This window comes from Pedococcus sp. P5_B7 (assembly GCF_054049895.1).
The window spans coordinates 196,815-221,448 of sequence record NZ_JBFULM010000008.1; the positions used below are offsets into that span (position 1 = coordinate 196,815).

The following is a 24,634-nucleotide window of genomic DNA, read 5'->3' on the forward strand; positions in this document are numbered from 1 at the left end:
GGACGCGGATGTCCGCGGGGGCGACTAGGGTTCCCGAGGTGAGCACCGCCCTGTACCGCCGCTACCGGCCCGAGTCCTTCGCCGACGTGATCGGCCAGGAGCACGTCACCGAGCCGCTCATGCAGGCGCTGCGCACGGGCCGGGTCAACCACGCCTACCTCTTCTCCGGTCCGCGTGGCTGTGGCAAGACGACCAGCGCCCGCATCCTGGCCCGCTGCCTCAACTGCGAGCAGGGCCCGACCCCCACCCCCTGCGGCACCTGCGACTCCTGCGTCGCGCTGGCTCGCGGCGGCGCGGGCAGCGTCGACGTCATCGAGATCGACGCGGCGAGCCACGGTGGTGTCGACGACGCCCGCGACCTGCGCGAGCGCGCGTCCTACGGTCCGGCCCAGAGCCGCTACAAGATCTACATCATCGACGAGGCCCACATGGTCACCCCGCAGGGTTTCAACGCCCTGCTGAAGATCGTCGAGGAGCCGCCGGAGCACGTGAAGTTCGTCTTCGCGACGACCGAGCCCGAGAAGGTCATCGGCACGATCCGCTCGCGCACCCACCACTACCCGTTCCGCCTCGTGCCGCCCGGCCAGCTGTCCGACTACATGGCCTCGCTCTGCCAGCAGGAGGGGGTCGCCGTCGCGCCGGGAGTCCTGTCCTTCGTGACCCGCGCGGGTGGGGGGTCGGTGCGTGACTCGCTCTCGGTGCTCGACCAGCTCATCGCCGGCTCGGGCGACGAGGGCCTCACCTACGAAGGGGCCGCCGCGCTGCTGGGGTTCACCGACGCCGAGCTGCTCGACGCCATCATCGATGCGTTCGCGGCCGCCGATGCCTCCGGCGTCTTCCACCAGGTCGACCGGGTGATCGAGACCGGGCTCGACCCCCGCCGGTTCGTCGAAGACCTGCTCGAGCGCCTGCGTGACCTCATCGTCGTGGCCGCCGTCCCCGACGGGGCCTCCTCCGTGCTGCGCGGGGTGCCTGAAGACCAGCTCGAGCGGATGCGCCAGCAGTCCGCAGCCTTCGGCGGCGGTGCCCTCTCGCGGGCCGCCGACATCGTCAACGCCGGGCTCACCGAGATGACCGGCGCCACCGCGCCACGGCTCCAGCTCGAGCTGATCTGCGCGCGCGTCCTGCTCCCTGCCGCCTCCGGCGAGAGTGGGTATGCCGCGCGGCTCGATCGCCTCGAGCGTCGCCTCGACGTCGAGGGAGTGCCGTCGGCGGCACGCGCGGCCGCACCGCCCGCGTCGACTCCTGCCCCCGCGCCTGCCCCGGTGGCCGCTCCTGTGGCCGCGTCGGCTCCTGCTGCCGCGCCGGCTCCCGCTGGGGTCCCGGAGCCCGCCGCTCCTTCCTCCAGCGCCCCGTCGGACGCGAGCCACCGGCCATCGGACTCCCCCTCCGAGCAGGGTGCAGGCAGGTCATCAGACCCGGTCGACGACGAGCCAGCGGCAGCTGCGCCCGCTGCGGTGGCGCCCCAGCCGGTCGCCGAGCCCGCCGAGCCGGTGGCAGCGCCCACCGCGCCGGACGCCAGCCCGGTCGAGGATCCCGCGCCGACCACTGCGGTCGCGCAGCCGGGCGCCATCGCCGGCGGCATGGACGTCGCGGCCATCCGCCGCGCCTGGCCCGACATCCTCGGCTGGATCTTCAAGCACAAGCGCACGACCTGGACCCTGCTCTCGGAGCACGCCACCGTCCACGACTACGACGGCTCCAAGGTGGTGCTCGGCATCTCCACCGTCGGCATCGCGAACACCTTCCGCCACGGTCCGCACGCCGACCTCGTGCGTCAGGCCCTGATCGACGTCCTCGGCGTGGACGCCCGGGTCGAGGGCATCCCGACCCCCGACGCAGGGCAGTCCGCCCCCAGCGGGGAGTCCCACCCGACCGTCGTCCCGGCCAACCGCTACCCGTCCGACGACCCGGCGGTGAAGGGTGACAACCCCGCGCCGTCACGCCCGCGCGGCACCACCGATGACGGTGCGGCGGGCAGCGGAGGCGGTGCGGCAGGCGGCGGAGGCGGCACCGCGGCATACGCAGGCATCGCGGCCTCGAGCCCCCCGCCGGAGACCGGCGGCGGCTGGGCGACCGCGTCGTCGGGTCCGTCGAGCGGTCCGAGCTGGGCCACTGACGATGCCCCGGGAGGCGCGGCGCCGTCGGCCGGCACACCTGCCACGCCCGCGCCCGGTGCACTCGCCGAGCCGGGCACGGGCTCGAGACTGGCCGCCGCGAAGGCTGCGGTGGCGGCGGAGGAGCCGGCCCGCACCCCTGACACCTACGTCGCCGACGACAGCGCGGCCAGCGCCGACGACGAGGACATCGCCGAGCTCGGCGAGGTGGGCCGTCCGGTGATCGAGCGGCTCCTCGGCGGCAAGGTCATCGACGAAGGACCCTGACCGCCGCGATGAGGTCCGCCGAGCTGCTCACCCGCCCGACCTCGGCCGAGCGCTCCTCCCCGATGCCGGGCGACGAGGTGGTCGCCCCCGCCGATGTCGTCATGGACCGCGCCTGCACGCTCGACGCCCCGCCCGACGCCGTGTGGCCGTGGATCGTGCAGCTCGGCAAGCGACGGGCCGGCTGGTACTTCCCCGCGTGGTTCGAGCGGTTGGTCCCGCCCTCCCGCCGTGGGCTGCGCCGGGTCGAACCACGACACCTGGCGCTCGCGGTCGGCGACGTCGTGCCGGACTGGGGTGGTGCCGACGCGACCTTCACGGTGGTGGAGCTGGCGCCCGCCGAGCACCTGCTCTACGGGTCGACGCGGGGCCGCACCCACCTCACCTGGTGCCTCCAGCTGTCGGCCGTCGAGGGGGACCGCACCCGCCTGCACCTGCGGCTGCGACTGGCGCCGGTCAAGCACCCGTGGGTGGCGGAGCACCTGGGCGGGTTGGTCGACCGGCTCACCGTGATGGGGCTGGCCGCCGGGTTGCGTGAGCGGGTCCGGGGCGGCGACAGATCCTGAGCCAACCCCGGTAGTTCGGAAGATCCCCCGGGCCAGGACCCGGCGGTTGTTCCGAACGACGGGGCGGCGTCGCCGGCGGTGACACCCCGAGGGCATAGGCTCACGGACGTGTATGAAGGTGTGGTCCAGGACCTGATCGACGAGCTCGGCCGGCTGCCCGGCGTGGGTCCCAAGAGTGCCCAGCGGATCGCCTTCCACCTGCTGCAGGCTGACGCGATCGACGTCAAGCGCTTGGTCGAGGTGCTCACCGAGGTCAAGGCCAAGGTGCGGTTCTGCGAGACCTGCGGGAACGTTGCGGAGTCCGAGCAGTGCCGCATCTGCGCCGACCCGCGCCGCGACAGCACTGCGATCTGCGTCGTCGAGGAGCCCAAGGACGTGGTGGCCATCGAACGCACTCGTGAGTTCCGCGGCCGCTACCACGTGCTCGGCGGGGCGATCAGCCCGATCGACGGCGTCGGTCCCGACGACCTGCGCATCAAGGAGCTGATGACCCGGCTCGCGTCGGCCGAGGTCACCGAGGTCATCATCGCCACCGACCCCAACCTCGAGGGCGAGGCGACCGCGAGCTACCTCGCGCGGTTCCTGCGCCCGATGGGTCTGCGGGTCACGCGGCTCGCCTCAGGTCTGCCCGTGGGTGGCGACCTGGAGTATGCCGATGAGGTCACCCTTGGTCGCGCGTTCGAAGGCAGGAGACTTCTCGATGTCTGACGATCTGCAGGTGCTGGCCGACGAGTCGGCTGCTGACGCCCGCGCCTACCTCACGACGCTGACCGAGGTCGCGTCCGGCTCGGCCCCTGACGCCGCCATCCCCATGACCTTGCTGGCGCTCTCACAGGTGCTCGTCATGGGCGCGCGTCTCGGGGCGATCGAGGACATCGTGCCGGCCGAGCGGTTCGAGACCGACACCGTGGAGGCCGAGCTCGACCCCCTGCGCACTGGGGTGGCCAACCTCTTCGAGGGCCTCGACGAGTACGCCGACCTGGTCGACCCGGTCACCTCGACCGAGCTGACGACGGGGTCGCTGTCCAACGACATCGCCGTGGTTGCCGGCGCGCTCGCCCACGGCCTGCGTCACTACGACCAGGGGCGCATCTCCGAGGCGCTGTGGTGGTGGCAGTTCAGCTACCTGTCCGACTGGGGCGAGCGGGCGGCCTCCGCCCTGCGGGTGCTCCAGTCCCTGCTCGGCCACATCCGGCTCGACGCCGACGAGGAGACCATCTCCGAGGCCGAGTTCGACGCCCTCCACCCCTGACCCGGTTCGACGCCCGGATTAGTCCAATCGAAGGTTCGCAGCCGGGGCCGCCCAAGGGATCGTAGGCACCGCAGGGACGACTGAAGGGAAGTCCCATGAGGAAGTTGCTGATCTCTGCCTGTGGCGTCCTGGCTCTGGCCTTCACGATGGCCCTGCCGGCCCAGGCCGCACCGTTGGAGCGCGAGCACTACAGCGGCTCCGACTCCTTCGACTTCGACGACTGTGGCCCGCTCATCCACAACGAGACGACGTTCGAAGGCGTCTTCATGCTCAAGGCGCCCACGAAGCCTGGTGCGCCGCCCCGCTACTTCGACAACTACGAGGTTCACGAGGTCCTGACGGCCAACGACAGGAGCCTGACGATCGACCACAACGGTCTGTACAAGGACCTGCACGCGACGCTGGTCTCGGGCACGACGTACCGGTTCGAGGCCCAGGAGTCGGGTCAGCCGTTCGTCGTGCGGGACGACACCGGTGCCGTCCTCTTCCATGACCGCGGCGTCCTCAAGACCGCCTTCCTCGTCGACACCATGGGTGACAACGACCTCGACAACGACGTGTTCATCGAGGGCAGCTTCGAGCTGCTGGCCGACCACGGCAGCCACCCGGGGTTCTACCTCGACTTCTGTGAGGTGCTGGCCGACTACTTCGGCTGACCCCGCGAGCGATGGGTATGCCGCGTGGCCGAGGCGGCCACGCGGCATACCTGTGTCGAGCGGTGAGCCGTCAGGCGATGCGGGTGCCGTTGGGCAGGCGGCGGATCGGCGTCCGCAAGCGGCTGCCGGCCAGGACCGTCGCGCCGGCGCCGGCGACCAGCAGGAAGGCCAGGCCGTAGGGCCACACCGGGGCGGTGTCGAGGGCACTCTCCAGGGGGTCCCCGGAGTTCTCCTCGCTGAAGCCGCCGCGACTCCCCGACACATAGCCGGTGCACTCGTCGTGCACGTCGCTCGGCCCGTTGCGGGCGGCCCGCACCCCGGCGCTGATCCACCGCATCGGGGTGAACCCCATGGAGTACATCCCCTCGTCCTTGGGCGGCTGTGACGGGGCTGCGTCGGCCACCACCACGAACGGGTTGAGCGGCAGCATCCACCAGATCCGCTCGGTGTGCGCGACTGTCGCCGTGCGGGTGAAGGTCACGCAGTCGGCCCGGGTGGGCTCGGCCTGGCTCTTCTGGATCTGTTCGAGCTGCTCGGGGGTCAGGTTGGGGTCGGCGGGGTCGAAGGCCGGCGCCTGGTGCTCCTCGTACCACGAGTCCGGGACGCCGAAGACCTGCTGCTGCTCCTCCTGCGTCACCAGGAAGGCGCTGAGCCCGAACCCGATGGTCGTGCCGAAGACGAGCGCGCCCATCGTCAGGTAGGTGAGCACCGCCGAGGAGACCGGGCGTGCCGTGAGCGTCGAGAACATCAGGCCGACGGCGCAGACGACCGCGAGCACGAGCACCAGCACGAGCAGCGACAGCGCGATCCGGCCGCCGGAGATCCCGCCCTCGGCCCACGCCCACGCCAGGAACGGCAAGGCGGTCGCCAGGAACGCCAGCGCGACCACCCACGCGGACAGCAGCTTGCCGAGCGCGATGTCCCACTCCGTGAGCAGGGTCGTCTGGAGGGTGGCGAGCACGCCGTGTTCGCGGTCACCGTTCACCGAGGTCGCGGTGAGCGACGGGACGATCAGCATCGACAGGCCGAGCACGAAGAAGACGACGATGTCGTACATCGCGGAGCCGGACCTGAGGTCGGGGTCGTTGGTGGCCCAGTAGGAGAGGAAGCTGATGCCTGCGATGAGCAGCACCCAGATCCCGAAGACGATCGGCCACCGCGACGTGCGCAGGCGCTGACGCAGCTCGAGGGCGGCGATGGTCTTGATCCCGTGCCAGCTCATCGTCGGTCCTCCGTCGCTGCGAGGTAGGCGGACTCGAGGGCGCCCTGGCTCGGGGCGAACGCGATGACGCGGATGCCGTCGCCGACCAGGTCGGCCAGCAGGCGGGCTGCGTTCTCCTCGCCGGCCACCTCCACCTCGGTGAGGCCACCACCGACCTTGGTGGCAGGGACGTGTTTCTCCTCGAGCCAGCTCGCGAGCCGTTCGGGGTCGAGCGAGTCGATCCGCCACGACGCGGTGGCCGTCGCGATGAAGCCGGCGTCGAGGCTCTGCGTCTCGAGGCTGCGTCCGCGCGCCACGATGACGGCGCGGTCGGCCACCTCCTGCAGCTCGGTGAGGATGTGGCTCGAGACCAGGACGGTCTTGCCCTGGGCAGCCAGTCCTCGGAGCACGTCACGCAGCTCGATGCGGCTGCGCGGGTCGAGCCCGGATGCCGGCTCGTCGAGCAGCAGGACGGAGGGGTCGTTGATGAGCGCGCGGGCCAGCCCGAGACGCTGCTTCTGCCCCCGCGACAGGACCCGGGCGCGGCGGTCCGCGAGGTCATCGAGGTGCACGGTGTGCAGCAGCTCGTCGGCGCGAGTGCGCGCCTGGCCAGGCGCGATCCGGTATGCCGCGGCGATGGTCAGCAGCACCTCGCGCACGGTGAGCGCGTCCCAGGTGCCGAAGCCGTCGGGCATCCAGCCGATCTTCGCCCGGACCTCGGTCGGCTGGGTGACCGGGTCGAGCCCGTCGACCCGGATCTGCCCGTGGTCGGGCACCAGCAAGGTCGCCAACATCAGCAACAGCGTGGTCTTGCCGGAACCGTTGGGACCGATGAGGGCGGTGACCTCGCCCGGCTCAGCCGTGAGGCTGATGTCCTCCACGGCGAGCACGTCCCCGAATGCCCGCCGCACCCCCTGCACCTCGATGCTCATGCGCGAAGGCTAGCGGCGCGCGTCCCCCGGGACCTCCGCTTTCGTATTCACCTGCGCGTCCGGCATACGGCACTCGCGTCCCACGATGAGGACGGTAGATAGACTGACCGCCCGATCCACCCGCACTGCCCGCCGTGGTCCCAGGAGAAGCACCGTGCCCATCGTCGTCCAGAAGTACGGCGGCTCCTCGCTCGCCGATGCCGCGAGCATCAAGCGCGTCGCCAGGCGGATCGCCGAGTCGAAGAAGGCCGGCAACGACGTCTGCGTGGCGGTCTCGGCCATGGGCGACAGCACCGACGAGCTGCTCGACCTCGCCAACCAGGTGAGCCCGCAGCCACCCCCGCGCGAGCTGGACATGCTCCTCACCGCAGGCGAGCGCATCTCGATGGCGTTGGTGGCCATGGCGATCGCCGACCTCGGCTACACCGTGCGCTCCTTCACCGGCAGCCAGGCGGGGGTCATCACCGACTCCAGCCACGGCAAGGCGCGCATCATCGACGTCACCCCGGGCCGCGTCACCGACGCGCTCGACAAGGGGCACATCGTCATCGTGGCCGGGTTCCAGGGCGTCAGCCAGGACACCAAGGAGATCACCACCCTCGGTCGAGGGGGCACCGACACCACCGCCGTCGCGCTCGCCGCTGCCCTCAACGCCGACGTGTGCGAGATCTACACCGACGTCGATGGCGTCTTCACCGCCGACCCGCGAATCGTCCCGTCCGCCAAGAAGATCCACCGCATCTCCAACGAGGAGATGCTCGAGCTGGCGGCCTCCGGCTCCAAGGTCCTGCACCTGCGCAGCGTCGAGTACGCCCGCCGCTTCGACATCCCGATCCACGTCCGCAGCTCCTTCTCAGCGAAGGAGGGCACCATCGTCACGGACAAACCAGCTGAAGGAGACACCGTGGAAGCCCCGATCATCGCCGGTGTCGCACACGACCGCAGCGAGGCCAAGATCACCGTCGTCGGAGTCCCGGACCACCCGGGCAAGGCTGCCGCGATCTTCCAGACCTGCGCCGACGCCGAGATCAACATCGACATGATCGTCCAGAACGTGTCGGCGACCGAGACCGGCCTGACCGACATCTCGTTCACCTGCCCCAAGACCGACGGTCAGACCGGCGTGCACGCCCTGAAGAAGGTCCAGGAAGCGGTGGGCTTCGCGTCCATCCAGTACGACGACCAGATCGGCAAGCTGTCCTTGGTCGGGGCCGGCATGCGGTCACACCCCGGTGTCTCCGCGACCTTCTTCAAGGCGCTGGCCGACACCGGCGTCAACATCGAGATGATCTCCACCTCGGAGATCCGCATCTCGGTCGTGACGCGGGCCGACGTGCTCGACGACGCCGTCCGAGCCGTGCACTCGGCGTTCGGGTTGGACTCCACGGAAGGCGAAGCCGTGGTCTACGGAGGCACCGGCCGGTGACCTCACTCGCCTCGAAGGCCCCGCGCCCGACCCTCGCCCTGGTCGGTGCCACCGGAGCCGTGGGGGCGGTGACCCAGCAGGTGCTCGCGATGCGGGCCGACATCTGGGGCGAGATCCGCGCCGCCGCCGCGCCCGAGGACGCCGGCACGGTGCTCACCGTCTGCGGCCGTGAGGTCGTCGTGCAGGAGCTGTCGCCGGAGTTCTTCGACGGCGTGGACATCGCCCTGGTCGACGTGCCGCCTCCCGTGGCTGCGCACTGGGCGCCCATCGCTGCCGCGCGCGGCGCGGTCGTCATCGACAACAGCTCGGCCCTGCGTGGCGACCCCGACATCCCGCTGGTCGTGCCCGAGGTCAACCCGCTGCAGATCCGCAACCGGCCCAAGGGGATCATCGCCAACCCGGGCGCCACGACCCTGACGATGATCGACGCCCTCGGGGTGCTGCACGCCGGGTGGGAGCTCACCGAGCTGGTCGTCGCCTCGTACCAGGCCGCCTCAGGAGCGGGTCGCGTCGGCATGGCCCGGCTCTACGACGAGCTCGAGGTCGTGGCCGGGCACCGCGAGCTGGGACACCAGTCCGGCGACGTGCGTCGACTCATCGAGCACGAGCTCGGCACGATGTCGCCCTTCCCGGCGCCGCTGGCCCTCAATGTCGTGCCGTGGATCGGCACCGCGGCCGAGGACGGCTGGACGTCGGAGGAGCTCAAGATCCGCAACGAGACGCGCAAGGTGCTGGGGCTGCCTGACCTGCGCGTCTCCGCCACCTGCGTGCGCGTGCCCGTCATCACCACGCACTCGGTTGCGGTCCATGCGACGTTCGCGCGACGCATCGACGTCGCCGAGGCGCGTCAGGCCCTCGTCGAGGCCCCGGCAGTGGTCGTGCTCGACGACCCCGGCAGCCTGGAGTTCCCGACGCCGTCCGACATCGTGGGCTCCGACCCGCGGTTCGCCGGGCGCCTGCGACAGGCGCTCGACTTCCCGAACACGCTGGACTTCTTCATCTGCGGCGACAACCTGCGCAAGGGCGGCGCGCTCAACATGGTGCAGGTCGCCGAGCTCGTGGCGAAGGACCTGGCCGTCGTCCGCTGATCCTCAGTCGTCGAGGGTGGCCCGCAGGCCTGCCTCGCCCACGGAGAGCTGGAGCCTGCCCTTCGCGGGCAGGTCGACCACGGCGCAGCCCTTGAGGATGTCGACCTGGGGCGCCTCGACCAGCCGGCACACGGTATGCCGTCCGGTCGCCGTGAGCGTGAACGTCCCGTCCGCGTCGATGGTGGCCAAGGTCCCTCCGGCGCGGGTGACGTCGTCGTGCAGGACGCGCCCGCCCACGTAGGGCAGGTCACCGGTGCTCGGCACGTCGAGGCCGGCCCCGGAGAGGAACCCCAGGAGGGCGTCGTCCCCGAAGGCCGCGACCCAGCCGCCGCCGAGCGGTCGGTCGCCCTTGCCCGTGTCGTCGACCGCGACGACCTTGCCCTCGAGGCGGTCCGGGCCGCCGCACCCCGCGAGGGCCGCCACCGGGACGGCGAGCAGGACGGCCGTGGCAGCGCCGACGAGCCGGCGGCCTCCCGGGGCTCGGACGGGCAGCGCTCGCGCGGGCGTGCGGTCGGAGGCGGTCATGGGGCGACATCCTCGCGCACGGCCGCCCCGGCGATCACGGCTCGGTGACGAAACGGGTCGTCAGCGTGTCGCTTGACCTGTGACAGATGCGACTGATGTGACTATTGGGACTCGACGGAGCACGAGCCAGGGGGCAGCCATGAAGGACGAGAACCTCACACCGACGCAGCTGTGGCGCAAGCACCGGATGCGCCAGGTGATGCTGTTCGTCACGATCCCCGGCGTGATCCTCGGCACCGCGAGCATCACCGCTGCCTACTCGGCCGGGTGGATGACGCCGCCGGCTCCGAAGCCTGTGTGCAGCCCCGTCGTCGTGCCCGCGCCAGCGAGGGCGTCGTTCACCGTGAACGTCATGAACGCCACTGGCCGCACCGGCGTCGCCGGGCAGGTCGCGTCCGGCCTGGGCAAGCGGAAGTTCACCGTCGGTGGCATCAGCAACGCCCCCGAGTCCTGGTACGTCACCCAGTCGGCGGTCGTGCACCACGGACCCGACGGTCTCGATCAGGCCCTGCTCACCGCGTCCCAGATCCCCGGCGCGAAGCTCTTCGCCGACTCGCGCAAGGGCACCTCGGTCGACGTCGTCGTCGGGCTCGCCTACAAGGACATGGTCGCGATCCCGCCCCGGCTCAAGCCGATCCCGAGCGAGGTCAAGGTCAACGTCTACAACACCACGTACAAGACCGGGCTGGCCAAGACCGTCGCCGACGACGTCGCGGCCCGCGGCTTCAAGGTGAAGGACGTCTCCAACGACCCCCAGCGCACCATGCAGCTCGGCACCGCCGTGATCCGCTACGGCGAGCAGGGCGACCTCGCGGCAGCCCTGCTCAAGGGCCACGTGCCGGGCGCGCAGCTGGTGAAGGACGACCGCCTCGATGCGACCCTCGACCTCGTCATCGGCAACGCCTACACCGCGCTGACCCCCACCAGCGATCTCCCTCCCCTGCCGCCCCGTCCCAAGCAGCCGACGCCCACCATTGCCCGACCCTGCACGTGACACTCGTGCGGGTTGTTCTGTCGAATGGTTGGGGCGCGCTCCGATGGCGTGGGTTCAGATGGCCTGGATGACCGACTGGAGCAGCCGGTCCCAGTGACCTGTCGCAACCAAGCCGGCGACGATGAGCAGCAGTGCCCCGGTGCCCCCCTGCAGGCCCCGACTGACCTGACCGATGAATGTGCGTATGCGCGGCAAGCTCATCAGACCGAGCAGGACAGCGCAGAGTGGAGCGACCACACCAAGCACATAACTCGTCAGAACGAGGCAGGCAAGGCCGAGGGAGTGGATATGTGATGCAGCGACAACGCCCAGGCCCACCGCGGGACCTGCGCACGGTGTCCATCCGACGCCCACCGCCAGTCCGGTCAGGAGTGGCACCGCTCGGCCCCCTGCTCGTGCTGCTCGGTAGGTCAGCGTGCCCCCGCGGTTCGGCAGGACGCCAAGGACCAGGAGCCCAGCAAGCGCCAGCAAGGCGGCGGGGACCAGCGACCAAGGCGGCCGGAGCAGTGACACACCCGTCGAAAGCGCCGCCCCCACGGCCACCACGGCAGCCAGGCCGAGGGCAATGGATGATGCAAACACCACCACCGCGATGACCTTGGACCATCCGGTGCGCGGATCGGCGGAATAGGTCTTCGCGACCACCGCGAGCAGTCCAGGAACGACAGGCAGCGTGCATGGTGACAGGACGACCAGCGCTCCCGAGAGAAAGGCGAACGCTGCCGGGGTCAGCACCGGGATACCGCTGTTCGACCTTGGGCCATGGCAGTCACCAGTCCAACTTCTGCTCAACGCGTGTCTCCGTGAAAGGACTCGCTACCCGTCAGGACGTCGAACTGCGATGTTGATGACGCGAGGTCTTCGTCTTGCGGGTGTTACTCGGTCGAGCCTGCTGCCGGCGCCCACTGGGTGACCAGCTGTTGAGAGCGCGGCGCGCCCGGACTGGATTCGAGGGGGACGAACAGGGCACAGTGGGTGCCCGATGACGCCTCGCCCTGTGTATGCCGTGCCCCTGGTGTCCCTCGTGTGTCTCGCCCTCGCGGCGTGCGGGGGTGACCCGGGCGGCTCCGTCGCCCCCACCTCGGTGGCCACCACCACCCCGAGCGGCGCGACCACCACGGCCACGTCCACGACTGCGACGACCAGCCGGACGACGAAGCCCTCGACGACCACGACCACGACCAAGGCCGCGCCGCGCAGCACCACCGTGGCGCCACCGAAGCCCAAGCCGGTCACTGCACTCGCTCCCGTGCCGCGGGCCGGGGCCGAACCGACCGTCCGCTTCCCGAGGAACGAGCCCGCTGTCGGCTCGGGGGCCAACGCCTCGATCGCGCGGGTGCCGGACTCGGTCTGGAACCGCATGGTCGGGGTCTCGTGGACCCAGGGCTGCCCGGTCGGCCGCTCCCAGCTGCGCTACGTCCGCGTGAACTTCTGGGGCTTCGATGGCAAGCGCTCGCGGGGCTCGCTCGTGGTCAACGCATCGATCGCCGACGAGACCGCCGCAGCCTTCGCCCGGCTCTACTCCCTGCAGTTCCGGATCCGTCAGATCAAGCCGATGGACTCGACGTGGGGCAAGAACCCCAAGGGTCCGGGGGCCAACGACTACGCCGCGATGGAGGCCGACAACACCTCTGCCTTCAACTGTCGCTACGTCGGCGGGGAGGAGGCCAGCAAGGTCTACAGCAAGCACGCCTACGGCACGGCGATCGACGTCAACGACTTCGAGAACCCCTATGTCGCTGACGACGGCACGGTCTACCCCGACCGCTACTGGCTGCACCGTCGCGGCCCTGCTCCGGGGGTCTTCTCCTCCAGCGGGAGCGCTGCCGTGCGGGCGTTCACGAGCCAGGGCCTGCGCTGGGGCGGGCTCTGGAACAACCCCGACTACCAGCACTTCGACCGATGACCCGGCGACCGATGACCCGGCCCCCGACGACCCGGCTGCGGCTCCAGCTGGTCGGCGCGCTCGGCGTCGCAACGGCCCTCGTGGCCGGCTGCGGTGGGGGCGACCCCGAAGCAGCCGCCCCCACGTCTGCCACGACCGCAACCACGCCCTCGTCGACCACCACGAGCGCGACGACCACGAGCACGACCACGGCGACGACCACGACCAGGCCGGTCCCCAAGCCCAGCACGAGCACGCGCAAGGCGACCCCCACGTCGAGGCCCAAGCCGAGCCCGAAGCCCACGTCCAAGCCCACCGGCGCGACCTGCACGGTGCCGTCGGGGGTCAGGGCGGCGCAGGTCGTCCTCGTGACGTCGTCCGGCTCCAGCGCGACCGTCCGGGCCTGCCGCCGCACCTCGAGTGGCTACGTCCGCGACCTCGGTCCCTTCTATGGCCACGTCGGGCGCAACGGCGTGAGCTGGTCGAAGCGCGAGGGCGACCTCAAGACCCCCGCCGGCACCTACCCCCTGCGCGGCGGCTTCGGCGCCAGGGCCAACCCGGGCCTGGCCCAGGGCTGGTTCCGCGTCGACAGCAACGACGTCTGGGTCGACGACAGCCAGTCGAGCCTCTACAACACCCACCAGCGCAAGCCGGTCTCCGGTCGGTGGGACTCGGCGGAGAACCTGCTCAACACACCCGCCTACAACTACGCCCAGGTGATCGGCTACAACGAGTCGCGCACGCCGGGCAAGGGCTCGGCGATCTTCTTCCACGTCGACACCGGGGGTGGGACCGCGGGCTGCGTCTCGCTGCCGACCTCGTCGCTCCTGGCGGTGCTCCAGTGGGAGCGCTCGGGCGCGGTCATGTCGATCAGCTGAGGCTGGTCGCGCCCCACTCCGACGCTGATCCATGCAAAAGGCGAGTTAGCGCCGCAGAGGGGCGGCGCTAACTCGCCTTTTGCATGAGATAGCGCCGGGGACTCGGCTGAGCCCCACTCCTGAGACCACGCTGGCAGCGCCACCCCCGACACGGCAGAGTGGGCCGCATGACCCTGAAGACCGTCGCCATGCTCACCGCCGGTGGCCTCGCCCCCTGCCTGTCCTCCGCCGTCGGCGGCCTCATCGAGCGCTACTCCGAGGTCGCCCCGGACGTGCGGATCATGGCCTACCGCAACGGGTATGCCGGCCTGCTCACCGGTGACTCGGTGGAGGTCACCGACGAGGTGCGCGCCACCGCGCACCTCCTGCACCGGTTCGGTGGCAGCCCGATCGGCAACAGCCGGGTCAAGCTCACCAACGTCAAGGACTGCGTCAAGCGCGGGCTGGTCAAGGAAGGCCAGGACCCCCTCCACGTCGCGGCCGAGCAGCTGACCCGGGACGGCGTCGACGTCCTGCACACGATCGGCGGTGACGACACGAACGGCACGGCAGCCGACCTCGCGGCATACCTGCACTCCAACGGCTATGAGCTGACTGTCGTCGGGCTGCCCAAGACGATCGACAACGACGTCATCCCGATCCGCCAGTCGCTCGGGGCGTGGACGGCCGCCGAGCAGGGCGCGGTCTTCGCGCGCAACGTGATCGCCGAGCATTCCGCCAACCCCCGCATGCTCATCGTGCACGAGGTGATGGGGCGCAACTGCGGGTGGCTGACGGCGGCCACGGCGCTGGCCCACCACCAGTGGGTGCAGGGCACCGAGTTCAGCGGCTGGCTCGAGAACTCGCCCGAGCGCTGGGACGTGCACGGCGTCTTCGTGCCCGAGCAGCCGCTCGACATCGACAGCGAGGCGAAGCGTCTGCGCACCGTCATGGACGAGCTCGACGGCGTGAACCTCTTCGTGTCCGAAGGTGCGGGCGTCAGCGAGATCGTCGCCGCGATGGAGGCGGCCGGGCAGGACGTGCCGCGCGACCCGTTCGGCCACGTGCAGCTGGACAAGGTCAACCCGGGTGCGTGGTTCGCGAAGCAGTTCGCCGACCAGCTCGGCGCCGACAAGGTGCTCGTCCAGAAGAGCGGCTACTTCTCCCGGTCGGCTGCCGCGAACGACGCCGACCTCGCGCTGATCCGGGACTGCACGACGTATGCCGTGGACGCGGCGCTGCGGGGCGAGTCCGGGGTGGTCGGCCACGACGAGGACCAGGACGACGCGCTGCGGGCCATCGAGTTCGACCGGATCAAGGGCGGCAAGGCCTTCGACCCCACGACGGACTGGTACACCGCCCTGCTTGCCGACATCGGCCAGTCGTAGCAGGGTCGGGCGCATGGCACCCACCTGGCCCAGCCCCGTTCACCGCGCCCCGGGACCCAGCACCGCGGCATACCGGGAAGCGCGGGACACGCTCGTCGCACTCTCCGGCCAGCACGACCGCGCGGTGCGAGAGTTCCGTTGGCCCGACGTGGGGGAGCGGTTCAACTGGGCGGTCGACTGGTTCGACGCGATCGCCCGGGGCAACGACGCGACCGCCCTCTGGATCGTCGAGGAGGACGGCAGCGAGCGCAAGCAGAGCTTCGACGAGATCGCGACCCGGTCCGACCAGGTCGCCGGCTGGCTCTCCGGGCTCGGGGTGGCCAAGGGCGACCGGGTGCTCCTCATGCTCGGCAACCAGCTGGAGCTGTGGGAGGCGATGCTCGGGGTGTTCAAGCTGGGCGCCGTCGTCATGCCCACCACGACCGCCCTCGGGCCGGCCGACCTGCGCGACCGCGTCGACCGCGGCGTCGCGAAGGTCGTCGTGGCCAACGCCTCCGACGCGCCCAAGTTCGACGAGGTGCCGGGCGACTACCTGCGGGTGAGCGTCGGCGAGGCGGATGGCTGGCACACCTACACCGATGCGTATGCCGTGCAACCGCTGCCCTTCGAGACGGTCACGGCACCCAGCGACCCCATGCTCGTGTACTTCACCTCAGGCACCACCAGCAAGCCCAAACTCGTTGAGCACACCCAGGTTTCGTACCCGGTGGGTCACCTCTCGACGATGTACTGGATCGGCGCGAGGCCGGGTGACGTCCACCTCGCGATCAGCTCGCCGGGCTGGGCCAAGCACGCGTGGTCGTGCTTCTTCGCCCCGTGGATCGCGGAGGCGACGATCTTCGTCTACAACTACACGCGGTTCGACGCCGGGGCGCTGCTCGACCAGATCCGCCGGGCCGAGGTGACGACCTTCTGCGCCCCGCCGACGGTGTGGCGGATGCTCATCCAGGCCGACCTCAGCGGGGGCAAGGGTGAGCTGCGCGAGCTCCTCGCCGCCGGGGAGCCGCTCAACCCCGAGGTCATCGCCCAGGTCGAGCGCGCGTGGGGCCTGGTGATCCGTGACGGCTACGGGCAGACCGAGACGACCCTGCAGGTGGGCAACATCGCCGGCGAGCCGCTCAAGCCCGGGTCGATGGGCCGGCCGATGCCGGGCGTCCCGGTGGCCCTGGTCGACCCGCTCACCGGCGAGCTCGCCGACGAGGGGGAGATCGTCCTCGACCTGTCGAAGCACCCGGTCAACCTCATGACCGGCTACCTCGGCGACGACGAGCGGCAGGCCGACGCGATGGCCGGCGGTTACTACCACACGGGCGACGTGGCCCAGCGGGACGCGGACGGCTACATCACCTACATCGGCCGCACCGACGACGTGTTCAAGGCGAGTGACTACAAGGTCTCGCCCTTCGAGCTCGAGAGCGTGCTGATCGAGCACCCGGCGGTCGCGGAGGCGGCCGTGGTCCCGGCTCCCGACCCGACCCGGCTGGCCGTGCCCAAGGCCTACATCGCCCTCGCGCCGGGCTGGGAGCCCGACGCGGAGACCGCCAAGGCGATTCTCGGCTACGCCCGAGGCCACCTGGCGCCCTACCTGCGGGTGCGAAGGATCGAGTTCTTCGAGCTGCCCAAGACGATCTCCGGGAAGATCCGGCGGGTGGAGCTCCGCGAGCGCGAGCAGCACGCCTTCGACGGCGGGACCTCGCTGTCCGAGGAGTTCCGCGACGACCAGTTCCCCGACCTGTTGTCCTGACGCCGCGGCGCGCGATCCCAGTCTGCCGAGGGCATTCCGGCCATTACGGGCATCTGGGTGCCGGTGGTCGTGGTTGGTCTCAGTGGATGGTCGTTGAGGGCTTTCGAGGCCGTTGGACCCCGAGTACCGTGAAATCGGCGGTCCGCCGGGTCCGCTGGGGTACCAGAGCGGGCCGGGGCTGCCAGTGCGGACTTACCCATATGCCTTTCACGTCGCCCTCGACGGCAACGGACTGAACGGTCTCGAGGGCCGGGCGGGCGTGTGCCTGTTCCACTACGACCCCGTCACCGGCGACCACGCCTACAAGGTCACCTACTTCGGCGGAGCGTCCGGGGGGCACGCCCCGAGCGTCGACCCGAGCCGGCGAATCGGCTTCCTGGGCAACACCGGTCAGCACCTGCTCTTCTACGACCTCGCGACGCTGGAGGAGGCCGACCGGGTCTCGACGCTGCGGTTCGAGGTGCCTGACACCACGATCAAGGGAAGCACCCACCTCGTCTGGCTCGACGACACCCAGTTCGTCACCTCGATCGGCGAACACCTGTGGAAGTTCGACGTCAACCGCCTCACGAAGGCCGAGCAGGTCGCGCCGCACGGGCTGAAGATCCCGCACGCGATGAAGCGCACCGCCTCCGGCCGCTACATCGTCTACGGGGGGATGGACCACCCGAGCCGCGGCGTGGCCAAGGAGGTCGGGATCCTCGACACGGTGACAGGGGAGGTCCGCCGGATCACCCTGCCGACCACCTGCTGGCACGTCGTCTGCCACCCGGTACTCGACGTCTTCTACGCGATCTCGTTCAGGGTCAACGCTGCCGACCGTTCCGACTACGAACACTGGGGCATGGCCTGGTTGCGCCAGTACGCCTTCGAGATCGACGCCGAGGACGGTCGGGTCGTGCGTCACTGGGCGGCCGATCGCGACCTGCCGGCCCACATCAACTCCGACGTGACGATCTCCGACTCCGAGCTGATCTTCTGCACCGGTGGCAGCCACACGGTGGTCTTCGTCGACCTGCTCACGCTGAGCCGGCACCGGCTCATTGACGAGCACCCGGGGGCGCTCGAGAGCCTCGCGCTCACCCGTCAGTCGGCCAGCACCGTCGCGGAGTCGGTCATGCGCGGCAACTTCTTCAGCAACTCCAACCTGTATGCCGAGTCGTTGCGCGTGAGCCGCGGCGCGCTGGTCGACGGCATCTACGCCTGCCAGCTCTCGGCCGACCAGACCCTGCTCTTCACCGCGAACCGAGGGCAGAACCACATCACCGTCTACGACTACCCGTCCCTGGAGGTCCGCGACCGCATCGTCATGCCGGAGCTCCAGGAGTTCGACCCACGGTTGGCCGCCTGGGGTGACCCCCGGCTTGGGTTCCACCACTCCTACCTCGTCAGTCCCGACCCGTCCTCGTCCGACGCACCCAGTCCCGCAGGAGCTCTCTGATGGCCGACTACACGATCGACACCACCGTCTTCGGCGGGAACACGTTCAGCTCCGACGTCACCGCCGACGTGACCTCGACCCTCGCCGGGCTCGACACCATGAAGCTCACCCTTGCCGGCGGCACGACGAACACGAACAACGGCGAGAACACCGTCCACAGCGACGCCACCATCACCCTCGAGCCGGTCACGACGACGTCGACGGTCAACACGACGTCGAGCCTCGAGTCGAGCTCCGACGTCACGTCCAACTCCACCGTCGCCACGACGTCGAGCGTCGACCTCAAGCCGGTGGCGGTCGACACCTGCGTGCGACTCGAGCTCGGTCCACCACCGGCCACCGAGGTGTGCACGCCCTACGAGCAGACGTGGGGGTGGTCGGTGCTCGGCCTGGAGCTGTTCGCGCTCACCGTCCGTGGCAGCGCGACGGCCCACATCCGGCCCGAACACCACGGCCCCGTCGTGATCGACGGGTGAGCGCGTCATGACCACCGGCCGTCGCCGACCAGCCGCCGCCTCCGCAGGTGGGGGCGCACGCAAGGCTGCCAAGGCATCCGCCGCGAAGTCCCCTGCCACCAAAGCCCGTGCGACCAGGGGTGCCGCGGTCGACCCGGCGTCTCCCGATGCCATCGTGCTGACCGGTCCGCCGGGACTGCTCAGGGCGACCGTCTCGGTCGAGAACGCCGTCGACCAGCGTGTCGCCGTGCGGGGACTGACCCTGCACCGCACCGGGCAGCAGGCCCTCTCGGGTGCCGGCGCTGCGGTGATCGCCCCGGGGGCCACGGCCCAGGTCCCGGTGTCCTTCCGCCTCGAGCCCGACACCCCGCCGGGTGAGTACCCCGCGGAGGTGGAGGTCGGCGGCATCCGTCGGGAGGCGGTGCTGCGGGTCGAGCCCGACCTCTCGATGCACGTCTCGCCCCGACGGGTGCTGGCAGAGGTGGGCAGCACGGCCGTCACGATCACCGTGACCAACGACGGCAACCTCCCGATCCCGCTGGCTGCGGTCGTGCGCGCCCGCACCGACGACGGAGGGCCCGACCCGGGCCCCGACGTCACCCTCACCCTGACCGACGCGACCACGGCCACGCCGGGCACCACCACCACTCTCCGGGGCAGCCTCAGCGTCCCCGAGGACCTCGACCCCACCCGTCGGCACCTCGCCCGGGTCCCCGTCGGCACGGCCGACCTCGACGTCATCATCCTGCCTCGCGACCCATCGGAGTGATCACCATGAGCACCACCGCACCCGAGTACCTCACCTCCCTGCGCGACGGCTTCGCCGACGCCGTGCAGCAGTGGATGGACCAGTCGACGACCGCCTGGGACCAGTGGCAGCAGGCCTGGTCGCCGGTCGTCGAGGCAGCCGGGCTCGGTATGCCGGGTGGCACCGGCGCGGCCGCGGGTCGCAGGTCGAAGGGTCGAGCCGACCGCGGCCATGACCATGGCCACCACCACGAACACGGGCACGACCACCGGCACGGCGAGAAGGGGTGCGGCTGTGCGGGATCCGGCGGTTGTCGCGAGCACGGCCACGACCACTCGGGGAGGGGCCGCCACGGCCAGCACGACTCCGGCCACCACGGCCAGCACGACCACCAGGGCTGCGGCTGTCACGACCAGTGCGGATGCGGCGACGTCTGCGACTGCTGCGTGCCCGCGGCGGACGTGATCGTCCGCGCCCGGGCCGGTGAGGTGCGCGTGGTGCCCTTCCTGCTCCACAACCCGTGGCGCCGCGAGCGCGAGGTCTCCCTCGAGGTCGGGCCCTGGCACGGCTGCGACGGTGACGACCTCGAGATCCGCGCGGTCCTGGAGGAGGAGAAGGTCGTCCTGAAGCCGTGCGAGGACCGGGTGGTCAGGCTGCTGATCTCGACCCGGGGCGACGGCTCGTCGACCAGCAGGTCTGCCGACGTGGTCGACAAGCAGGAGCCGAAGGACCCGGCATCCGACGCGCCCAGCAAGCCCGCCAAGGCAGCCGCTGCGGCGACTGCGGTGCGTGAGCCCCTGGACGTGGTGGTCAGCTCGAGGAGCCGGACCGGCGACGTCGACTCGTGCGTGAGTGCCTACGCCGACGTCCGGTTCGAGGGCTGTGCGCGCCCGCAACGGGTCGCCGTGGTCGTGCTGCCCGCCGAGTGCGACGCGGTCGACGTGGGGTGTGACTGCGGATGCTGCTGCTAGGAGGAGTGTCATGACGGAGACGAACAGCACCGACGAGACCCTGGCCCGGATCACCGAGCTGGCGCGCCAGGCCCTGCAGTCGCAGTCGACCCTGGCCAAGCAGTCGTTGGAGCTGGGCCGGGCAGCCTTGTCGGGCGATGTCGACCGGTCCACCACCAGCAAGGCCTACCTCGACGCCGTGAGCCGCGAGGGCGCGCGCTACTGGCGTGAGGCAAGCGCCCTGGGGATCGACTACGCCAGCGAGCTCATGGCGCTGGGCACCCGCAGCGCGGCCCGGATCATCAGCGATGCATCCGCCGCAGGGGGGACGAGGGTGGGTCGCGGCACGACCGCCTTCCGCAACGGTGCTCCCCCCGCGCCACCCGCCGAGCCGGACGACGGGGTCAGGCGCTCGCGGGTGCACCTGCGTGCGGCCGTGGGGCAGACGGCCCAGGGCACGGTCACGGTGGTCAACCGGCATCCGCGCACCCGTCGGGTCGAGCTCGAGCCGAGCGACCTGCGCGACGCGACCGGCACCGTGGTCGCGCTCAGCCTGGAGGTCGACCCCGAGCACGTCACCATCCCGGCCGGCGAGGAGCACCAGGTCCGGCTCACGGTCGACCTCGAGGAGGCGGTCGTCCAGCCCGGCCAGCAGTACGTCGGGAGCGTGACGGTCAGCGGCGGCGACGAGGCCATGCTGGAGGTGACCGTCGAGGTCGCGGACTGACCTCCTCCGGATCCGCCAGTGGTGCGGCGACCAGGTCTCGGGCGGCGCGCACCTCGGGGTGCAGGCGCAGTCCTTCGCGCGCCCATCGGGGCAGGTGGGGGCTCACCGCCAGCCACGCCAGTGAGGCGGCCACCGACGCCCGGGCCGGCCGCGCGGCATACCCCAGCGCTTGGGCCCTGGTCGAGGTGTACCAGTAGAACCGGCCCACGGTGGAGGCTTCGTCGCGGGTGGTCAGGGGGGTGGCGTCGCGCAGCTGCGCCCACCACTCGGTCGCTGCCGAGACGGCCCACGCGCTGCCGGCGTCCATCTCGGCAAACGGGCCGGGGAGCCCGGCGAGGTCGGACACGAGGGTGTGGAGCATGCGCCAGCTGACATCCTCGCCGCCGAGCAGGTAGCGCTCGCCGGCCTCCCCGCGCTCGAGCAGGCACAGGTGGCCTGCACCGACGTCCCGCGCGTCGACGACGTTGCAGCCGCCGGGAAAGGTGCTGCGGGTCGGGTCGAGCAGGTAGCGCAGGACGATGGCGTTGCTCGGCGCGAGCCGCGTGAAGGGTCCACCCAGGACCACGGTGGGCAGGGCCAGCACGACCTCGAGGTCGAGCCGGCGACCGGTCTCCAGGGCGATCTCCTCCTGGGCGACCTTGCTGGCGTAGTAGGCCGGCGCTGGCTCGGACCCGAGGCGGTCTAGCTCGGAGCGGGCGCGGGGGAGCAGGCTCGACCCGCGGGTGACCGACGACGACGTGACGACGGCCCGCGAGACCCCGGCCGCTGCGGCTGCTTCGAGGACGGCCCGGGTGCCGTCGGTGTTCACCTGGTCGACTTCAGCGGCCCGCGAGTCACCGAAGGCGTAGACGGCGGCGCAGTGGACCACGGCGTCACACCCCTTCATCGCGCTGCGCAGGGCGGTCGGGTCGGTGAGGGCCGCGGTCACCGCGGGCACGCGGTGGACCCCGACCCGCACCTGCGTCCTGCGGTGGTCGGGGTCGGGCCGCGCGATCGCGAGCACCTCGTGGCCGGCGGCAAGGGCAGCCGCCACCACCTGGCCACCCACCATGCCGGTCGCGCCGGTCACGGCGACCTTCACCGCGCACCCCGGACGTGGCGGAAGCCGTGGGCGTCGACCTCGGGACCGGTCGTCCTCGCCGCACCAGTGGGGCCGTCGAGGTCGGGGCCCGCCGGGCGGTCGCCGAGCCAGTCGGTGACCGCACCGAGGACGAGGTCGAGCGCCTGCGTCAGGAGGGGTTCGGTCGGGTCCATGGGAGGTCGTCCGATCCGGAACTCGCGACCCTCGAAGCAGGCCTCCAGGTTGTCGAAAGTCGTCGTGAAGAAGCGTCGGTAGGCCTCCTCCAGCAACGGGTTTCGCAGCTCGGGCACGGCGGCGAGGTCGATGCCCGCCCAGGTCGGGGGTAGCGCGAAGAGCTGCCGCCCGCGCACCACCACCAGCGTGCCCGACGGCGTGCGCGTGAAGGTCAGGCTGCCATCGTCGAACTCCGCAGAACCATTGGGGCTGCTGACAGTTCGCCAGGTGAGGCGGTGCCGGTCGGCGCTGCGCTCGACCAGCTCGACCTTGCAGACGTCGATCGGCTCGCCACCCCAGGCGGCGAGGTAGTTGGGTTGGGGCAGGTAGAGGTTTCGCTCGGCCTGGCGCGTGCGCGTGGTGCCGCCCGAGGACGCCGACGAGACCGTCACCCTCCGACCGCCGAGGTAGTCGGCCATCAGGCTGATGCCCGCGGCCACGTCAACCCGGGCCACCCACTCGTCGAAGTCGGCCCGGACCTCGCGAGCCACCTCGAAGACGGTCGCCCCGTCCACGAGCCGCCAGCGCATCCCGTCGCCGTTCTCCGGCATGCCTTCCACCATCGCGTCGAACGCGGCGAAGAACGTCGGCAGCGCGTCATAGGCGCTGACCGGGTATGCCGCGGGGTCGAAGCCGAGGGGCACCTCGCGCCGGTCGACGGTGTCCTTGTCGACCCCGGTGGACCAGGCCAGCGCGCCCTGTCGGGCGGCGCCGACGCCACCGAGGACGGCCGTGAGGGGAAGGTGCCCGGCAGGGTCGTCCGCGGCGACGACGAGCGGCGTGAGGACGGCGCGCACCGTCGACAGCACCGGGTCCGAGGCGGTGCCACCCTCGTCCGGTCCGCCCGTGGCCGCGCTGAGGACGCGGGCGAGACGCGGCTCGGCGGCCACCGCCCGCGCCGCGGCACGCGACAGCGGATGGGCCGCGCGGGCGCCCTCGAGCTGCGTCAACCGCCCCTCGGTGCGCCCCGTGGAGGGACCGACGACGAGCAGCGCGCGCTCGAACAGCGGTGACGTCGACCGGTCCTGACCCAGGAGTGCCGCGATGGTGCCGTCCGCCGCGAGCAGGTCGTTGGCCACGACGAGCGTGCGGCTGTCGAGGGGCTGGGCGAGGCGGCCACCGTCCGGTCCCACGCTCGCCTCGAGGGCATCGACGACGACGAGCGTGGGCGGGAGGTGGCTGAGCAGGTCGGCCGCGACGTCGGCGGCTTCGGCGCCGGCCACCTCGGGAGCCGCGCCGAGGAGCGTCGTGAGGCACGCGGCATACCCGTCCGTCAGGTCGGTGACTGCACGGCCGACGACCACCCGCGTGGGCGACTCGACCCACGCCCGTGACGCGGGGTGCCCAGACAGGACACTCGTGTCCGGCACCGGGGCGGCGACGAGGTCGCTGCCGAGGTCGACCACGTCGTACGCGGTGCCGGTCGCGGTGCGGCCCGTGAGACCGGCCAGCCGCGCCAGCTCCTGCACCGAGTGGTGCCCGCGGTCGCGGTCGTAGGCGTGCACGGTCGCACCGACGACAACAGGGCTACATCCCTTGTCCTGCAACAGGTCCACCACCGCGTGGACGACGGCGGCGGCGACCGGTGTCGGCTGGCGCAACCGCACCATCACGACCGCGGCCCCGGAGAGCTCCGGGGCGAGGGCGGAGACCGCCGGGCCGAGGGCGTCGACCGCCCCACCACCGACCACGATGCAGGCCAGCGGGTCCCGGCTCGGCACGCCGCGGGGTGCCACCCGTCCATGTAACCAGCGCGCCCTCGCGAGCGACAGGGGGCGATGTCATAGTGAGGAGGTGGCCGACGACATCGACATCCAGCAGCACATCAAGGGACTCATCGACGAGGAGCACGGCCTGCGCAGCAAGCTCGGCGCCGGCGAGATCAGCGTCGACGAGGAGAACCAGCGCCTGCGCAGCATCGAGGTCGAGCTCGACCAGTGCTGGGACCTGCTGCGACAGCGTCGGGCCAAACGCGAGTTCGGGGAGGACCCGGCTGCCGCAGAGGTGCGTGACGCCGGCACCGTGGAGAACTACCGGGGCTGAGCCACCCGCCGTTCACCCGGCGTTCGGCGTGGCGGACTGGACACCTCGGTGAGGAGTTCTACCCTCGAAGGAGGCCGGAAC

The 24,634-nt window shown here is 71.2% G+C and carries 24 protein-coding genes; 18 read left to right on the top strand and 6 right to left on the bottom strand.

The annotated features are described in order from the left end of the window. Positions 1–38 precede the first annotated feature (38 nt). From ACXJKD_RS18005 to ACXJKD_RS18025, 5 genes are all read left to right on the top strand, one after another. Positions 39–2,384, top strand: a complete 2,346-nt coding sequence (locus ACXJKD_RS18005) for a DNA polymerase III subunit gamma and tau (RefSeq protein ID WP_457256147.1) — start codon at positions 39–41, stop codon at positions 2,382–2,384. 8 nt (positions 2,385–2,392) lie between these two features. Further along, positions 2,393–2,947: a hypothetical protein gene (locus ACXJKD_RS18010; protein ID WP_457256148.1), complete on the top strand. Its 555-nt coding sequence runs from the start codon at positions 2,393–2,395 to the stop codon at positions 2,945–2,947. Positions 2,948–3,055: 108 nt separating this feature from the next. Beyond that, a complete protein-coding gene (gene recR / locus ACXJKD_RS18015; RefSeq protein WP_457256149.1) occupies positions 3,056–3,655 on the top strand; it encodes a recombination mediator RecR in 600 nt (199 codons plus the stop codon). Further along, complete coding sequence (locus ACXJKD_RS18020) at positions 3,648–4,199, top strand: DUF5063 domain-containing protein (RefSeq protein ID WP_457256151.1); 552 nt, start codon at positions 3,648–3,650, stop codon at positions 4,197–4,199. The genes recR and ACXJKD_RS18020 overlap by 8 nt, the downstream gene beginning before the upstream one ends. A gap of 95 nt (positions 4,200–4,294) precedes the next feature. After that, positions 4,295–4,855: a hypothetical protein gene (locus ACXJKD_RS18025; protein ID WP_457256152.1), complete on the top strand. Its 561-nt coding sequence runs from the start codon at positions 4,295–4,297 to the stop codon at positions 4,853–4,855. 70 nt (positions 4,856–4,925) lie between these two features. On the opposite strand, the gene ACXJKD_RS18030 is transcribed toward ACXJKD_RS18025, so the two are convergent. Both ACXJKD_RS18030 and ACXJKD_RS18035 read right to left on the bottom strand, forming a co-directional pair. Further along, complete coding sequence (locus ACXJKD_RS18030) at positions 4,926–6,077, bottom strand: ABC transporter permease (protein ID WP_457256153.1); 1,152 nt, start codon at positions 6,075–6,077, stop codon at positions 4,926–4,928. After that, positions 6,074–6,988 (bottom strand): ABC transporter ATP-binding protein, encoded by a 915-nt coding sequence (locus tag ACXJKD_RS18035; RefSeq protein WP_457256155.1) that lies wholly within the window; start codon positions 6,986–6,988, stop codon positions 6,074–6,076. The genes ACXJKD_RS18030 and ACXJKD_RS18035 overlap by 4 nt, the downstream gene beginning before the upstream one ends. 154 nt (positions 6,989–7,142) lie before the next feature. Here ACXJKD_RS18035 and ACXJKD_RS18040 point away from each other — a divergent pair, with 154 nt between their 5' ends. Both ACXJKD_RS18040 and ACXJKD_RS18045 read left to right on the top strand, forming a co-directional pair. Next, positions 7,143–8,414: an aspartate kinase gene (locus ACXJKD_RS18040; protein ID WP_457256156.1), complete on the top strand. Its 1,272-nt coding sequence runs from the start codon at positions 7,143–7,145 to the stop codon at positions 8,412–8,414. Further along, the gene (locus ACXJKD_RS18045; protein ID WP_457256158.1) at positions 8,411–9,502 is read left to right on the top strand and encodes an aspartate-semialdehyde dehydrogenase; all 1,092 of its coding nucleotides are present in this window, start codon (positions 8,411–8,413) and stop codon (positions 9,500–9,502) included. Before ACXJKD_RS18040 ends, ACXJKD_RS18045 begins: the two co-directional genes overlap by 4 nt. Before the next feature lie 3 nt (positions 9,503–9,505). Here ACXJKD_RS18045 and ACXJKD_RS18050 read toward each other — a convergent pair whose 3' ends face one another. Beyond that, positions 9,506–10,027 (bottom strand): hypothetical protein, encoded by a 522-nt coding sequence (locus tag ACXJKD_RS18050; protein ID WP_457256160.1) that lies wholly within the window; start codon positions 10,025–10,027, stop codon positions 9,506–9,508. A gap of 139 nt (positions 10,028–10,166) precedes the next feature. Between ACXJKD_RS18050 and ACXJKD_RS18055 the strand changes: the two genes are divergently transcribed. After that, positions 10,167–11,021 (top strand): LytR C-terminal domain-containing protein, encoded by an 855-nt coding sequence (locus ACXJKD_RS18055; RefSeq protein ID WP_457256161.1) that lies wholly within the window; start codon positions 10,167–10,169, stop codon positions 11,019–11,021. Positions 11,022–11,075: 54 nt separating this feature from the next. Here ACXJKD_RS18055 and ACXJKD_RS18060 read toward each other — a convergent pair whose 3' ends face one another. Further along, the gene (locus tag ACXJKD_RS18060; RefSeq protein ID WP_457256162.1) at positions 11,076–11,756 is read right to left on the bottom strand and encodes a hypothetical protein; all 681 of its coding nucleotides are present in this window, start codon (positions 11,754–11,756) and stop codon (positions 11,076–11,078) included. A 247-nt stretch (positions 11,757–12,003) separates the two neighbouring features. Between ACXJKD_RS18060 and ACXJKD_RS18065 the strand changes: the two genes are divergently transcribed. The 9 genes from ACXJKD_RS18065 (at position 12,004) to ACXJKD_RS18105 (ending at position 21,216) form a co-directional block, all read left to right on the top strand. Then, a complete protein-coding gene (locus tag ACXJKD_RS18065; protein WP_457256163.1) occupies positions 12,004–12,927 on the top strand; it encodes a M15 family metallopeptidase in 924 nt (307 codons plus the stop codon). Positions 12,928–12,938: 11 nt separating this feature from the next. Next, complete coding sequence (locus ACXJKD_RS18070; protein ID WP_457256164.1) at positions 12,939–13,784, top strand: L,D-transpeptidase family protein; 846 nt, start codon at positions 12,939–12,941, stop codon at positions 13,782–13,784. A 167-nt stretch (positions 13,785–13,951) separates the two neighbouring features. Further along, positions 13,952–15,151: a pyrophosphate--fructose-6-phosphate 1-phosphotransferase gene (locus tag ACXJKD_RS18075; RefSeq protein WP_457256166.1), complete on the top strand. Its 1,200-nt coding sequence runs from the start codon at positions 13,952–13,954 to the stop codon at positions 15,149–15,151. Between the two features lie 13 nt (positions 15,152–15,164). Then, positions 15,165–16,895: an AMP-binding protein gene (locus ACXJKD_RS18080; protein ID WP_457256168.1), complete on the top strand. Its 1,731-nt coding sequence runs from the start codon at positions 15,165–15,167 to the stop codon at positions 16,893–16,895. A gap of 184 nt (positions 16,896–17,079) precedes the next feature. Then, entirely contained in the window at positions 17,080–18,336 is a 1,257-nt protein-coding gene (locus tag ACXJKD_RS18085; protein ID WP_457256170.1) for a hypothetical protein, read from the top strand. After that, entirely contained in the window at positions 18,336–18,812 is a 477-nt protein-coding gene (locus tag ACXJKD_RS18090) for a hypothetical protein (RefSeq protein WP_457256172.1), read from the top strand. Before ACXJKD_RS18085 ends, ACXJKD_RS18090 begins: the two co-directional genes overlap by 1 nt. Positions 18,813–18,819: 7 nt before the next feature. Next, positions 18,820–19,560 (top strand): hypothetical protein, encoded by a 741-nt coding sequence (locus ACXJKD_RS18095; protein WP_457256173.1) that lies wholly within the window; start codon positions 18,820–18,822, stop codon positions 19,558–19,560. Positions 19,561–19,565: 5 nt separating this feature from the next. Then, positions 19,566–20,510: a hypothetical protein gene (locus ACXJKD_RS18100; RefSeq protein WP_457256174.1), complete on the top strand. Its 945-nt coding sequence runs from the start codon at positions 19,566–19,568 to the stop codon at positions 20,508–20,510. A 10-nt stretch (positions 20,511–20,520) separates the two neighbouring features. Beyond that, positions 20,521–21,216 (top strand): hypothetical protein, encoded by a 696-nt coding sequence (locus tag ACXJKD_RS18105; RefSeq protein WP_457256175.1) that lies wholly within the window; start codon positions 20,521–20,523, stop codon positions 21,214–21,216. On the opposite strand, the gene ACXJKD_RS18110 is transcribed toward ACXJKD_RS18105, so the two are convergent. Continuing rightward, positions 21,164–22,297, bottom strand: coding sequence for an NAD-dependent epimerase/dehydratase family protein (locus ACXJKD_RS18110; RefSeq protein ID WP_457256177.1), 1,134 nt, complete (start codon positions 22,295–22,297; stop codon positions 21,164–21,166). The genes ACXJKD_RS18105 and ACXJKD_RS18110 overlap by 53 nt on opposite strands. Then, positions 22,294–24,246, bottom strand: coding sequence for a DUF362 domain-containing protein (locus ACXJKD_RS18115; protein WP_457256179.1), 1,953 nt, complete (start codon positions 24,244–24,246; stop codon positions 22,294–22,296). Before ACXJKD_RS18115 ends, ACXJKD_RS18110 begins: the two co-directional genes overlap by 4 nt. Before the next feature lie 58 nt (positions 24,247–24,304). Here ACXJKD_RS18115 and ACXJKD_RS18120 point away from each other — a divergent pair, with 58 nt between their 5' ends. Beyond that, on the top strand, positions 24,305–24,553 hold the full coding sequence (locus ACXJKD_RS18120) for a DUF2630 family protein (protein ID WP_457256181.1): 249 nt from the start codon (positions 24,305–24,307) through the stop codon (positions 24,551–24,553). Positions 24,554–24,634: the final 81 nt, after the last annotated feature.

Bases quoted from the DNA above. Each gene is read 5' to 3' on its own strand.
- ACXJKD_RS18080 (WP_457256168.1), top strand. From the start codon at position 15,165: ATGGCACCCACCTGGCCCAGCCCCGTTCACCGCGCCCCGGGACCCAGC.
- ACXJKD_RS18100 (WP_457256174.1), top strand. From the start codon at position 19,566: ATGAGCACCACCGCACCCGAGTACCTCACCTCCCTGCGCGACGGCTTC.
- ACXJKD_RS18105 (WP_457256175.1), top strand. From the start codon at position 20,521: ATGACGGAGACGAACAGCACCGACGAGACCCTGGCCCGGATCACCGAG.
- ACXJKD_RS18030 (WP_457256153.1), bottom strand. From the start codon at position 6,077: ATGAGCTGGCACGGGATCAAGACCATCGCCGCCCTCGAGCTGCGTCAG.
- ACXJKD_RS18010 (WP_457256148.1), top strand. From the start codon at position 2,393: ATGAGGTCCGCCGAGCTGCTCACCCGCCCGACCTCGGCCGAGCGCTCC.
- ACXJKD_RS18025 (WP_457256152.1), top strand. From the start codon at position 4,295: ATGAGGAAGTTGCTGATCTCTGCCTGTGGCGTCCTGGCTCTGGCCTTC.
- ACXJKD_RS18065 (WP_457256163.1), top strand. From the start codon at position 12,004: ATGACGCCTCGCCCTGTGTATGCCGTGCCCCTGGTGTCCCTCGTGTGT.
- ACXJKD_RS18095 (WP_457256173.1), top strand. From the start codon at position 18,820: ATGACCACCGGCCGTCGCCGACCAGCCGCCGCCTCCGCAGGTGGGGGC.
- ACXJKD_RS18020 (WP_457256151.1), top strand. From the start codon at position 3,648: ATGTCTGACGATCTGCAGGTGCTGGCCGACGAGTCGGCTGCTGACGCC.
- ACXJKD_RS18035 (WP_457256155.1), bottom strand. From the start codon at position 6,988: ATGAGCATCGAGGTGCAGGGGGTGCGGCGGGCATTCGGGGACGTGCTC.
- ACXJKD_RS18050 (WP_457256160.1), bottom strand. From the start codon at position 10,027: ATGACCGCCTCCGACCGCACGCCCGCGCGAGCGCTGCCCGTCCGAGCC.
- ACXJKD_RS18090 (WP_457256172.1), top strand. From the start codon at position 18,336: ATGGCCGACTACACGATCGACACCACCGTCTTCGGCGGGAACACGTTC.
- ACXJKD_RS18075 (WP_457256166.1), top strand. From the start codon at position 13,952: ATGACCCTGAAGACCGTCGCCATGCTCACCGCCGGTGGCCTCGCCCCC.
- ACXJKD_RS18070 (WP_457256164.1), top strand. From the start codon at position 12,939: ATGACCCGGCCCCCGACGACCCGGCTGCGGCTCCAGCTGGTCGGCGCG.
- ACXJKD_RS18055 (WP_457256161.1), top strand. From the start codon at position 10,167: ATGAAGGACGAGAACCTCACACCGACGCAGCTGTGGCGCAAGCACCGG.